Consider the following 13,384-nt stretch of genomic DNA (forward strand, 5'->3'; position numbering starts at 1 on the left):
AGGGAAGAGAATACGGGTGGCAGGATAGCAAATAAGCCGCCGCCGGACAATTGCTTTCTCCACCTCGCCGGAAAAACGTGCCGCCGGAGCGATGCAGGCCGTCAGCGGTTTTTCCAGTAGGGCAGGAACAGACGTTCGGGTTCGAACCTGCCGCCGGCGCCCACCGCGCCGAAGCAGAGGCTGGCCGGCGAGGCCGGCGGCGTGGCCTGGCGCAGGCCTGCGGCGCCGGTCATCGCCCCGCCCTGGTAGGGGGCGACCGGCATGAAGACCTGCTGCACGTCGGGATACTGCAGGGTCAGGCCATTGAAGGTCAGGTCCACCGCATCGAGCCGGTCGGCGATTTTTTCCGTGTCGATGAGGGCCTGGGCAATGGCGCTCCAAGCCGGGAGCGCGCCCTGCGAACCGGTGCCCCGGAAGCCGCGTTTCGTCATGGGGGCGTTGTTGTCAAAGCCGGCATACACGCCCACCGTATACCCTCCTTGCAGACTGAGTCCCGACTGATCCGGCGCCAGAACCGGGACATACCCGACAAAGGCGGCGTTGCGGTAGTCGTTGGCCGTGCCGGTTTTGCCCAGCAGCGGGTAGGGCTGGTTCAGTTTGGCCAGGACCTTGCCGCGGGCGGGATCGTCGCTCCGGAGCCGGACGTGCTCCATGGCATATTTGCCGGTTCCGTACGGGATGACGTTCTGCAGGATGTTACTGATCGCCGCCGCGCTTTTGGGGTCGAGCACCCGCGTTTTGTAGACCTGGCGGGAATAGACCACCCGTCCCTCCGGCGTTTCGATCCGGTCGATGATGGCGGCGCCGTCGGGATCGACATGGCCGTCCAGTTCGGATTGGGCCAGGGTCGGGGCATCGGCGGCATCGTGGCGGCTGCCGGTGATCAGCGTCTCGTAGGTGCGGGTCAGTTCGGACAGCGACACCACGTTGGAACCGAGCGGCAGCGACAATACCGGCTCGAATCGACTGTTGATCCCGCATTCCCTGGCCAGCTGCACCAGATATTGCAAGCCGAGCATCACCCGGAAATCGCGGACCTCGCTGAGCACATCCAGCGAATAGAGTTTGTCCGGGTTCAGTTTGTCCCGCTCGCTCCTGAGCTGGGCGTCCACCTGCTGAACGGTCGCGGCGGAGACCATACCCTCGAGCTGGATCCGTTCCTGCCAGAAGGCATCAAACTGCCCGGAATCGAGGGCGATCAACTGATCGATCACCTCCTGGGTGCTCAGGGCGGTCCAGTTGGCGGGCAACTCCTGCCGCAGGGTGAAGATGAAACGGCCCGCCGTATCCCGGACCAGTCTGCCCGCGGCGTCCGGCGGCAGTGCTTCCGGATTGTCGAAAACGGCATCCAGGTCGAGTTGGCGTGGCGGGCCGGCAAGCCCCTGGCGATAGGCCATCATGGCCGGGACCAGCGCGCGCAGGTTCTGGAAATCGTCATATCGCATCTTGATCAACCGCTCGTACTCCTCGCCGCGGTTCTCGAAGACGAGATCGGGCTGCAAGGCCCTGACCGCGCCGCCAAAGGCGGCATAATCGAGATACTGGCGGGAGGGGAGGATGCCGAACCGATCCCGCATGCGCTCCTTATAGTGCCGATAGTCCTCGGCGACGCCGCTCTCGTCGACCCGCGGTGCCATGTCCACCTTGGCGGCCAGTTCACGGATCATCGGCGGGGTCAGATGGTCGGTGAGGTGGTAGAGCAGCCAGACCGCAGCCACGTTTTCCGAGGTGACGCCGGCCCAGCTCAACGACACCGAGTTGAAAGGGCTGTCATGATCGGGTTGCGGCGCATACGGACGGTTCATGAAGAAGAAGGTTCCCCGGGCGTTGCTGAGCATGTCCACCGGACTCCAGCCCAGTTGCAGCGCCGCCGCAAACAGGAAGGTCTTGAACGTCGACCCCATCAGCCGCTTGGCCGTGGTGGCCCGGTTGAAATTCAGATTGGACATGCCGCCACTCATGGCCCGGACCGCGCCTTCCTGGAGGACGAAGGCGGCACCTTCGACCTGCGGATACCGTTCCAGATCAAGCCGCATCTCCCCGTTCACCCCGCGTTCCCGGATGCTGACGTACACCTTGTCCCCGGTCTGCAACTGCCGAACCAGGGCCTTCCGGTCAGCGGGCGACGCGGTCCGGGCGCCCCGGCTGAATGTGGCCTGGGCGTCCGCCAGACGATCCAGTCCGGCGGCATCGATCGTCCCCTCGATGCGGCCGTCATCGAACTGGACCCGCACCTCCGCCCCCTTGTCGCGGGTTTCCGCCACGCTCCCGACCGTGCCGAAAACGAAGTTGCCCGGAAGCAGTTCTTCGTCCCCCTGATATTCCAGTTCCTTGTATTCGGCCTGCACCATGGCCCGGTCATAACCGCGCAGGCGCGCATCGAGCTGGGAAAGGTGCCGGCGCAGACCATGGAGCGTTCTGCGCTGGATCTCAGGATCGAGGGTGGTGACGATCCGGGCACCGGAGGTCGCGATGTTGGAAATGCCGTTTTGTTCGAGAATATCGTCGATGAACGGGGTGCCCAGCCCTTCCCTGACCAGATCCATGGCCGTGTCCTGGGCAAAGGACATCCTGCCTTGCTTGAACTCCAGGTCGCTGGTCTTCAGGCGGTTGTATTCCTCCTCGCCGATCATGCCGTGCTTGCGCATCTGGCCGAGCACGTACCGGACGCGTTCTTCATTCCGCGACCTGACCTCGTCGGCATTGGCCAAATTTTTCTTCAAAAAGGGATTGTAGTAGTTCGGGCGCTTGACGCTGCCGGCAATGAAGGCGCATTCCAGCAGGGTCAGGTCCTTGGGTTCCTTGTCGAAAAAATACCGGGCCGCCACGCCGAGCCCGTGGCCGTTGCCGCTGACGAAAAACTGGTTGGTGTAAAATTCGAAGATCTTTTTCTTGCTGTATCTGTGCTCCAGGCGAAGGGCGTACAGCAGCTCCTTGATCTTGGCCTGAAAGCTGCGCGATTCCCGTTTGAACAGATTCTTGGCGGTCTGCTGGGTAATGGTGCTGCCTCCCTGGACCACCTTGCCGGCCTTGAGGTTGACGAGCATCGCCCGAAGAATTCCCGGGACATCGACCCCGAAGTGACTGAAGAACTGATTGTCTTCGGCGGCGAGCAGGGCGTCGACGAAATGTTTCGGGATCTCCTCGTAGGTGAGATACTGGCGGTGTATCCCCTCGAACAACACCCCCAGCTTGGTCTGGCCATCCCGGTAATACACGGGGCTTTCCCGCCCCAGGATTTCGCTGATGGCCGACTCCTCGATCTCCGGGGCCGGCACCATGGCAACCACATAATACAGCCCGCCGGCGCCTATCGCGACGGCCAGCATAAAGAACAGCACCAGGACGACAAAACTGTATTTTATGAATTTCAGCATAATTCCGATGCCTTCCCCACAGCCGCCCCTCCATACCCATGAAGGACACCGCTGCTGGCTTCACATTTCAACCGTGTGATCTCAATAAAAAAAATGCTACAGCGACGGTCCGTGCCGCCGCCTCTTCCCCGCGCATGTGTCGCCGGCAAAAATGTGATGAGGTTTTTATCATGTTCCGCTAAAAAAAGTGCTTTTTTTTTCTGTCGCCAAAAACGAACGCCGTCTTCGACGAAACGAGGGGCGACCGAACAGCCGCACCGCAACTGGCGGGCAGGTATCGTTTGCCATGCCCCTGAATGAAAATTCATAATTTTTACTGTATAAATAAATAATTACAGAGAAAGAACCGATCAAGGCCCCGGAAGGACTTACCCGACGGCGAGCGATGCCGGCGCGACTGCACGGAAAACCGGAAAACACCATGTGTTGGACAAAAAATCAAAGAAAACAACAGGGGCTCAAAGGGGCAAAACAACGCAACCAGATACTTTTGCTTGTCATTCTTTCTGCTAAAAGTTAAAAAGAACGCATTGTTTGTTCTGACGTTGCGCCCAGTGTCAAATTGATCGCAGAAAAACAATATCATTTCAATGCAATATAAGGTTACACCAACCCGACTACTCCATATGAAAATATTGCCGACTCTGCTGACCCACGGTCTCGTCGTTCTTCTTTGCCTCTCCTTTTCAGCCTGTTCATCCCGCAATAAACAATCGGCCTTGCCCTCATCCCCGGCAGCCGAGGTGACCGCCACCGACCTCCAGGATGAGGAAATCTCCTCGGCCGAACCCGAAGAAACCGCCCAGGAGGAACTGGATGCCCTCAACGCCCCCGGCGCCTGGGAGTATGGCATCAGTACGACCTACTCCCTGGAAAGGCTGGGCATCGACCCCGCCAGGTACGATTTCCCCATCATGGTCAACAAGCAGGTGCTCTATTATCTTGAACTGTTTCAGGGAAAGCAGCGGAACTATTTCACCCAGTGGCTGGCCCGTTCCACGATGTACCGGCCCCACATCGAGGCCGAGTTGAAGAAGGCCGGCCTCCCCCGGGATCTGGTCTTCCTGGCCATGATCGAATCGGGATACAATCCGTCGGCGTATTCGCCGGCCAAGGCGTGCGGGCTGTGGCAATTCATCGAAGGGACGGGCAGCCGATACGGTCTCAGGATCGACTCCTGGGTTGACGAGCGCCGGCAGCCGGAAAAGGCCACCAGAGCGGCGGTGCGCTATCTTTCCAATCTCTATGCCCAGTTCGGCGACTGGTATCTCGCCGTGGCGGCGTACAATGCCGGCGAGAAAAAAATCGATACCGCCCTGAAGACGATCAATGCCACGGACTTCTGGGAGATAGCGGCATCCGAAGGGATTTTCATGGAAACCAAGCGGTACGTGCCGAAATTGATCGCCGCCATCATCATTGCCCGCAATCCGGAAAAATACGGTTTCACCGACATCTCCTACAGAAAACCGCAGGAGTATGAAACCGTCAGTATCCCCGGCGGGGTCAGCCTTGAGGTCGTGGCCGCCACCGCCAACACCTCGGCGAAAGAATTGCGCGCCCTCAACAACGAACTGAGAAAAGGTCAGACTCCACCCAAGAGCGAATACACCCTGCGCATCCCCACCGGCACCAGGGAGTTGATCGCCGGCAATCTCGACAAGCTCCGCCCGGTCACCACGACGGTGTACCTCACCCATACGGTCAAAAAGGACGACACTCTGGACAGCATTTGCAGCCTGTACAATATCAGCAAGACCACTCTGCTGAAGGCCAACAATCTGAGGTCCGCACGGTTGCCGAAAGGGCTGCGCCTCCAGATTCCCTCGACCAGCACCAAATATGTCCTTGCCAAGAACAGACAGCCCTCCGCGGAACGCGTGGCCAAAGGCAGCGGCAAAGACAACCGCCAGCAATTGGTGAAATATACGATGAAACCAGGCGAAACACTGGCCGCCGTCGCCAAGCAGTATCGTGTTTCGCCGCAGCAAATACTGCGGTGGAATAATATCGCCCATCCGAGCAAAGTGAAGCAGGGACAGCAATTGGCCCTGTATCCCACCCTCCCCACAGCAGCTCTTGCCGAGAAACCCGAGGAAACGGCGGCTGCCGCCAAAATCGCCGCTGTCAGCAAGGAAACCGCCGAAAAAAAGAAAACCGCCTCCGTTCCCACACTGGAGACGGCCAAAAAGCGAAGCGTTGCCAAGGCGCAGCCAGCCGGCAGCGGCTCGAAGACCTCCGTGCGGACGCCGGCAGTGGCCGCGCAGAAGGAACAGCCGCCTACGTGGTACGTGGTGAAAAGAGGCGACACCCTGACAACCATTGCCAAAAAATTCCAATCCTCTCCCCAGAATATTCGCGACTGGAACAAACTCAGCGGCAACTCCCTGCAAACGGGTGACAAGCTGATTGTCAAGAAAGGATAAGGGGCGCACAGGGGCCGGGAGCGGCCCTCTGATCCCCTCTTTTAAGATCGCCGAGTTTTCCCCTTCGCATTTTTCGTCCCGTTCCTTCCCATTTTCTCCGAAAAACCAACCGCGGTTTCGGTTCGCGGTGGCCGCCGCAGCCGACACAAGAGGAGCCCCCCTCCTTGCAACGAACGATTTTGCTTACCGGTGCCACGGGATATATTGGCCGGCGGTTGGAACAAAGGCTTCGAGAACGGGAGGATGTTTCCCTGCGGCTCTTTGTGCGCGACGCCAGGAAACTGACCGGCGAGACCCGGCAACGCGCGGAAGTCTTCGAAGGCGACGCCATGTGCCTGCCGGATCTCCGGCGGGCGCTGGCCGGCGTGGACACCGCCTTCTATCTCATCCGTGCCGGGGAAGACGGGCAGGATTTCCCCCATCCCGACCGAATCAGTGCAGAAAATTTTCTCCAAGCCTGCCTCGACCAGGGAGTACGGACATCGTCCATCTTGGCGGTCCCACCCATGCGGACGCAGCCTCGCTGCAGGCCGACACCCACAACTCCCCCGGTCGGATCCTCTCCAGCCGGCCCGACCGGATCCGCACCATCTGGTTCCGGACTGGAGTCGTTATCGGCTCGGGCAGTGCCAGCTTTGAAATGATCCGCTGCCTTCTGAAACGATCGATGGCCGTGTTCGCCGCCCGTTGGGCAGCAACTCCGGTACGTCCCATCGGCATTGACGATGTGACGGCCTATCTCACCGCAGCGCTGGCACCGGCGCCGGACGGCACCATGGCGGCGGTCGATATCGGCGCTCCGCCGATGACCTTCCTGGACATGCTCCGCCAAACCGCCAGGGTCATGAACCTCAGGCGCCTGATCCTGCCTGCCCCCTTTTCGGGCAGTTGTCTCAGTTCCCTATGGCTGGCCCTTATGACACCGGTGCCGTACAGAATGGCAGCGGCATTCGTCAAGAGCCTGCAATCGGAATCCCGCAACCAGATCATCGATTGTGCCGGGACATGTTTTCCCGGGATCCGGCCCGCGTCTTTTCCCCACGCTGTCCGTCAGGCGATCCACGAAGCGGAAAACGACCTGGTGCTCAGCCGCTGGTGTGATTCGGGTGCCAGTGCGCTTGGCGACATCGACGTCCGGTGCCACGCCGAGGCATCGATCCTGCGCGACAGGCGCGCGCATTCCCTCGCCGGCACGGCCCCGGAGCGGGTTTTCGCCTCACTCCTCGGCATCGGCGGCGAGAACGGCTGGCTTGCCTCCATGTTTCTTTGGCGACTGCGCGGCTGGCTCGACAAGGCAGTCGGCGGATGTGGCCTGAACCGGGGCCGCCGTCACGCCACGGAACTCCGGATCGGCGATGCCCTTGATTTCTGGAGAGTTGTTGATCTGGTCCCCAACAAGCGACTGTTGCTTCAGGCCGAGATGCGCCTGCCCGGCAAGGCATGGCTGGAATTCGATCTCCAACAGGACACACTGGTGCAGACCGCCCACTTTGTCCCCCACGGTCTTCCGGGCCGGCTGTATTGGTACGCGGTCTTTCCTTTTCACAATCTCATCTTTCCGAAACTGTGCCGGGCGATTGTGGCGCGGGCGGAATCCGGCCGGTTCCCTCCCCCTCCGAAGCCGGAGTCCTCGGACAGCAGGGCGCTCAGCGCCGGCCAATCCGACAGGCGTATCCGGGAAGAGCACACCACACCGTTCAACTGACGAAACGGTTTCTTCAACAACGAGGCAGAAAATGAGCGAACAGACCGACGTAGCGTTTCCGCTGACCAGTCGAGAAAGAAAAAGATTGCGAAGCATGGGCCACCACCTCGAACCGGTGGTGCATGTGGGCAGAGAGGGGGCGTCCCCTGCTCTGCTCAACTCGCTGCAGGCAGCGCTCAAGGCGCATGAACTGGTCAAGATCAAGATCGGACAGAACTGTCCATTGGAACGGAATCGGGCGGGGCAAGAGTTGGCCGGCAGCACCGGCGCCGCCTTGGTTCAAGTCATCGGCCGGATGATTCTTTTGTATCGGCCGAACCCGGATCTTCCCGAAGCACGGCGAATACTCCTGTCGTCCGGTCCATTCATCCGCTCGTCGGATGGAACCGTGCTAAAAGACAGGCCTTCCGACTAAACCGAAAGGCCATGACATCGGCACCCTCATCCGGTCGTCCCAAGTGTACTATCGGACATGCGGCCGGCAGGCGGACATGCATCAGAGATCACCCCGGTCGAACAAATCCCGGCGATCCTCGACAAACCAATGAATGAACTTCTCCAGTCCATACTGGAGGAAACGGTCAAAATCCCAGGGATCGTTCGACAGCATCTTGCGGCAATCGTTCCGGATCGCATACACATAGGCTTCTTCGCATGTTCCGTCGGCAATGGCCACCTGGACAATGACCCGTTCGTACTTCTCACCCTCAAAGGCGTCGAGTTTCTCCATTGCCTGTTCGTCCAGGCCCCAATACAGTTTTCCGGAAACGACCGAAGCCTCCTGACGGGTGATGCCGGGGTACTCGGAACCGCGGACGCGATACCGGGCCCAGTTGTTCAGGATCGCCTCCCTGCCTTCATACGCCTGGCCGGTAACGGCCTTCATCACAAGAGGCGACTGCAATGTTCCGTAACAAAATAACGCTCTCTTTTTCATTCTCCACCCTGCTGTTCATTCATATCTGTTGCCCACACACGTTTCCCCCGCACCGCCAACCCGATATTACTCTCATCACTTCTGGTGTCGCTTCTTGGTCACGGCAACCTGTACCCAGCCGTCTGTAAAACCCGGCAGAATTGCCCGTATGCCATTCCTCGATTCCAGCCGCCCTGCTTCAGCAGGCCCCCCAAGTGCTCTTCGGATCGTTCCAAGTTGGGTAGATTTACCGAGTCAAAATACCCTACCATCACCGTTTTTCCAAGAGCATAAGAGTATATCAAAAAAATCGAAAAATGGCCGGCGCGCGCCGCCGTCCCCTCATGCACCCCCGGCAGATACTCCGGGAGGATTCAGCCCGTCATCCGGGACATTCCCCGGAAAACCGGAAATCGCATCCATCATTTTCTGCTGTGCAACAGCAGACAGGTTGGGTATGATGCTTACTTTTGCAACGCGGCTTCACCGGCTTTCCCCCTGCGTGTCAACGCAAGCCGCGGCGAGACCGCATAACCGCATTATCCCCTTTCTTCGGGCCGCTGCGCGGATCAGACCGCGCCCAGCCGTCATACCTCAGCCATCCAAGGAGTCAAGATGAGCAGCCTACACCAATCTGATCCCGAACTCTTCACCCTGATCAAGCAGGAAGAGCAGCGCCAGAAAAACAAGATCCGCCTGATCGCCTCGGAAAACTACGTCTCCGGCGCGGTGATGGAGGCAACCGGCTCGGTGCTGACCAACAAATATTCCGAAGGATACCCCGGCAAACGGTATTACGAGGGTCAGCAATACATCGATCAGGTGGAAAGCTTGGCCATCCAGCGGGCCAAGGACCTGTTCGGCGCCGAACACGTCAATGTGCAACCCTATTCCGGCTCACCGGCCAACCTGGCGGTCTTTTTCGCCTTTCTCAACCCAGGCGACACCATTCTCGGCATGGCCCTGCCCCACGGCGGCCACCTGACCCATGGCGCCAAGGTGTCGATCTCCGGCAAGTATTTCAACGCCGAATCCTATTCCCTCGACCAGGAGACCGGGCGGCTCAACTACGATGCCATCCGCGAAAAGGCCCTGGCCTGCCGGCCGAAGATCCTCATCGCCGGACACTCCGCCTATTCGCGAATCCTCGACTTTGCCGCATTCCGGGAAATCGCCGACGCCTGCGGCGCCCTGCTCCTGGTGGACATGGCCCATTTCGCCGGCCTGGTGGCGGGCGGCGTCCACCCCTCGCCCATCCCCTATGCCGACGTGGTCACCACCACCACCCATAAATCGTTGCGCGGTCCGCGCGGTGCCATGATCATGTGCAGACAGGCGCACGCCGCCGCCATCGACAAGGCCGTTTTTCCGGGGTTGCAGGGCGGTCCGCACAACAACACCACCGCCGCCATCGCCGTCGCCCTCAGGGAGGCATCAACCGACGCGTTCAAGCAGTACGCGGCCCAGATCGTCAAGAACGCCCAGGCCCTGGCCGGCACCCTGATCGACCGGGGATTCAACCTGGTGACCGGTGGCACCGACAACCACCTGATGCTGATCGACCTGACCAACAAGGGCGTGACCGGCAAAGTGGCGGCCAAGGCCCTGGATGCGGCCGGCATCGTCCTCAACTACAATGCCGTCCCCTACGACACCCGCAAACCGTTCGATCCGAGCGGTATCCGCCTGGGCACCCCGGCGGTCACCTCGCGCGGCTTCAAAGAGGAGCAGATGGTCCAGATCGGCAAGTGGATCGACGCGGTGGTAGCCGACCCGACCAACACCGCGCTGCAGGCCGAGATCGCCGCCATGGTGCAGCAGCTCTGCGCCGGTTTTCCCGCTCCGGGCCTGGAGCACCTGAGCTGATCCGACCTGCCGCCACAACATTCGGCAATAAAAAAGGGGACGCTGGGCGTCCCCTTTTTTATTGCCGACTCCTTCACAGCAAGGTCTGCACCACGGTGCTGGCAAAGTCGATGAACCTGGCCGGCAGCGCGCCCAGCAGGGTGATGGCGAGCACCAGCACCACCCCGGCCAACTGGATGCTCGGATGCACAGTGACCGGAGGTCTCTCTCCGGGCTCAGCGGTATAGGCGGCCTTGACCACCGAGAGATAATAGTAAATGGCGATGGCGGTATTGATCGCGGCCAGGCAGACCACCACCACATGGTCGGCGCGCAGCGCCGAGGTCAAAATCATGAATTTGCCCATGAACCCGACAAAGGGCGGGATGCCGGCCAGGCCGAAGAGACCGACCGCGAGCACGAAGGCCAGCACCGGCTGCCTCTTGTACAAGCCGTTGACATCCTCGATCCGCACGTTTTCCCCTTCCCGCGAGACATTGCTGATCACCAGGAAACAGGCGAGATTCATCAGCACATACCCGGCGATATAGTAAATGGCCACGCCATACCCTTCCTGGTCAAGCGCCAGCAGCCCCAGAAGGACGAAGCCGGCATGGGCGATGCCGGAGAAGCCGAGCATCCGCTTGAGGTCCTTCTGCACCAGGGCGCTGAGATTGCCGTAAAACATCGAACAAAGCGCCAGCACCGCCATCAGTTCGATCAGAAACGAACTCTGGCCGGTCGGCACGGTGAGGAAACGGATCAGGAGGGCCACGGCGCCGAACTTGGGCAACGTGGCGATGAACCCGGCGGTTTCGTTCGATGCGCCCTGATAGACATCCGGTACCCAGAAATGCATGGGGAAGACGGCCAGTTTGTAGAAAAAGCCGGCCAGGACCAGAAGCACCGCCACCACCACCGTGGGCTGCAGATCGCCCTTGGCGAGAAAGGCGATGATGTCCTTGAGATAGGTGGTGCCGGTGAGGCCGAACAACAGACTCATGCCGTAGAGCATGAAGCCGGTGGCCATGACCCCGAAGAGGACGTACTTCATGCCCGCTTCCATCTGCACCCGGATGCCGGTGCGGTCGTCGCGCATGGGCACCAACAGGTAGAGGGCGAAGGAGGACAACTCAAGGGAGATGAAAATGGCGATCAGTTCCACCGAACTGACCAGCAGCATCAGGCCCAGCACGCTGAGCAGGAAAAAGAGGTAGTACTCCGGGCGGACATTCGGGCTGATGCCCTTGAGATTCTGGCCAAAAACCAGGAGCAGGGCCAGGGAAAAGCCGATGAGCGCCTTGAACAACTGCGAATACTGATCCACCGCATAGGCGCCGTAAAACAGGCTCCCCTGCGACTGGAAGGCGAACAGCGTGGCCGCGAAGGTGGCGAGGCCGAAAACCATGGCCACCGATTTCGCCGTCTGCGCCGAGGGCGTCTTGCTCAGGCTGACCAGGAAGAGCGCCAGTGCACCGGCGGCCAGCACCAATTCGGGAAGAATAACCATAGATGTTGCCTTTCTTCGTGTTGTCTCAGCATCGACCGCACGGAACGGTCGGAATAATGACGAAACGTATAACGGTGCCCCGCATACTCAATGCCAGGGTACGGCCGCGACCTGCTGGTGCTGCTGCCAGTGATGCAACTGGTCGATCAGCGTGCTGACCGAGGTGTGCATCAGGTCGAGAAACGGCTGCGGCCCCAGGCCAATCCAGAAGACAAAGAGCAAAAAGGGCGTCAGCACGGCAATCTCGCGCACACCGATATCGGTCAGATAGGACTGATCCGGATTGGCGGTGCCGCCCCACACAATCTTCTGCAGCATGCGCAGCATGTAAGCCGCCGCCAGGACAGCGCCGGGGATGGCGGCCAGGGCCAGGAAGGTATTGTATTCAAAGGTGCCGGCCAGCACCAGGAACTCGCCGATGAACGAATTGGTTCCCGGAAAACCGAAGGAGGAAAGGGAGAAAAAGGCCAGAAAGGTGACGAACCAAGGCATGTACTTGCCCACACCCGTGGCCAGGGCCAACTCCCGGCTGTGCGTCCGTTCGTAGATCATGCCCACGCAGAGAAAGAGGGCGCCGGTGGTGACGCCGTGGTTGATCATCTGCAGCAGGGCCCCTTCGATGCCCCGGCTGTTGAGGACGAAGATGCCTAGGGTGACGAAGCCCATGTGCCCCACCGAGGAATAGGCGATCAGTTTTTTCATGTCCTGCTGGGCGAGCGCGGTGAAGCCGCCGTAGAGGATGCCGGCGATCGACAGCCAGAGGATTGGCTGAGCCAGGAGCATGGTGGCGTCCGGCGTGATCGGCAGGCAGAAGCGAAGCATGCCGTAGGTGCCCATCTTGAGCAGCACCGAGGCCAGAATGACCGAGCCTGCAGTCGGCGCCTCGACATGGGCGGCCGGCAGCCAGGTGTGGAAGGGGAACATCGGCACCTTGATGGCGAAGGCCAGGAAAAAGGCAAGGAACACCAGCACCTGGAAGGTGAGGGAATAGGGCTGCCACATCATCTCCGGAATGAAGAAGCTGCCCGATTTAAGATACAGGGCGATGATGGCCACCAGCAGCAGCACCGAGCCGGCCAGGGTGTAGAGGAAGAACTTGATCGAGGCGTACGCCTTGCGCGGTCCGCCCCAGACGGCGATGAGGAGATACATGGGGATGAGCATGAACTCCCAGAAGATGTAGAACAGGACAAAGTCCAGGGCGACGAAGACCCCGATCATGGAGGTCTCCATCACCAGCAGGCAGAACATGAAAGGCGTCACCCGCTGCTGGATGTACTTCCAGGAGGCGAGCACGCAGAACGGCATGATCAACGTGGTCAGCAGCACCAGCAGGATGGAGATGCCGTCCATGCCGACGATATAGTTGATCTTCAGCCGGGGAATCCAGGTATAGAGCTCGGCGAACTGATACTTGCTGCTGGTCGGATCAAAGCCGAACAGCAGGGGCAGCGAGCAGACGGCGGTCAGCGAGGTGATCAGCAGCGCCCACAGCCGGGCAAAGGCCTCGCCGCGATAGAACAGCAGCACGAGCGCACCGGCCAGGGGCAGAAAGATGAGAAAACTGAGCAGGGGAAAACCCTCTTTGATAAGTAGCAGATCCAT

The 13,384-nt window shown here is 60.2% G+C and carries 9 protein-coding genes; 5 read left to right on the forward strand and 4 right to left on the reverse strand.

Translation table 11 applies throughout. The annotated features are described in order from the left end of the window. Window positions 1–101: 101 nt before the first annotated feature. Window positions 102–3,377: a transglycosylase domain-containing protein gene (locus Q362_RS0117925; RefSeq protein WP_028319722.1), complete on the reverse strand. Its 3,276-nt coding sequence runs from the start codon at window positions 3,375–3,377 to the stop codon at window positions 102–104. A 743-nt stretch (window positions 3,378–4,120) separates the two neighbouring features. Here Q362_RS0117925 and Q362_RS21725 point away from each other — a divergent pair. From Q362_RS21725 to Q362_RS21735, 4 genes are all read left to right on the forward strand, one after another. Continuing rightward, entirely contained in the window at window positions 4,121–5,803 is a 1,683-nt protein-coding gene (locus Q362_RS21725) for a LysM peptidoglycan-binding domain-containing protein (RefSeq protein WP_051554476.1), read from the forward strand. A gap of 215 nt (window positions 5,804–6,018) precedes the next feature. Next, window positions 6,019–6,447: an NAD(P)H-binding protein gene (locus Q362_RS24660; protein WP_245590276.1), complete on the forward strand. Its 429-nt coding sequence runs from the start codon at window positions 6,019–6,021 to the stop codon at window positions 6,445–6,447. 23 nt (window positions 6,448–6,470) lie between these two features. Further along, window positions 6,471–7,508 (forward strand): SDR family oxidoreductase, encoded by a 1,038-nt coding sequence (locus tag Q362_RS21730; RefSeq protein WP_245590272.1) that lies wholly within the window; start codon window positions 6,471–6,473, stop codon window positions 7,506–7,508. A gap of 31 nt (window positions 7,509–7,539) precedes the next feature. Then, window positions 7,540–7,923, forward strand: coding sequence for a YhbY family RNA-binding protein (locus Q362_RS21735; protein WP_051554477.1), 384 nt, complete (start codon window positions 7,540–7,542; stop codon window positions 7,921–7,923). Between the two features lie 81 nt (window positions 7,924–8,004). Here Q362_RS21735 and Q362_RS21740 read toward each other — a convergent pair whose 3' ends face one another. After that, window positions 8,005–8,445, reverse strand: a complete 441-nt coding sequence (locus Q362_RS21740) for a gamma-glutamylcyclotransferase family protein (protein WP_084313000.1) — start codon at window positions 8,443–8,445, stop codon at window positions 8,005–8,007. 594 nt (window positions 8,446–9,039) lie between these two features. Between Q362_RS21740 and Q362_RS0117950 the strand changes: the two genes are divergently transcribed. Beyond that, a complete protein-coding gene (locus Q362_RS0117950) occupies window positions 9,040–10,290 on the forward strand; it encodes a serine hydroxymethyltransferase (RefSeq protein ID WP_028319723.1) in 1,251 nt (416 codons plus the stop codon). Between the two features lie 73 nt (window positions 10,291–10,363). Here Q362_RS0117950 and Q362_RS0117955 read toward each other — a convergent pair whose 3' ends face one another. Both Q362_RS0117955 and Q362_RS0117960 read right to left on the reverse strand, forming a co-directional pair. Next, complete coding sequence (locus Q362_RS0117955; protein ID WP_028319724.1) at window positions 10,364–11,779, reverse strand: NADH-quinone oxidoreductase subunit N; 1,416 nt, start codon at window positions 11,777–11,779, stop codon at window positions 10,364–10,366. Window positions 11,780–11,866: 87 nt separating this feature from the next. Beyond that, window positions 11,867–13,384 (reverse strand): complex I subunit 4 family protein, encoded by a 1,518-nt coding sequence (locus Q362_RS0117960; RefSeq protein WP_028319725.1) that lies wholly within the window; start codon window positions 13,382–13,384, stop codon window positions 11,867–11,869.

Source organism: Desulfobulbus elongatus DSM 2908 (genome assembly GCF_000621145.1).
GTDB lineage: Bacteria > Desulfobacterota > Desulfobulbia > Desulfobulbales > Desulfobulbaceae > Desulfobulbus > Desulfobulbus elongatus.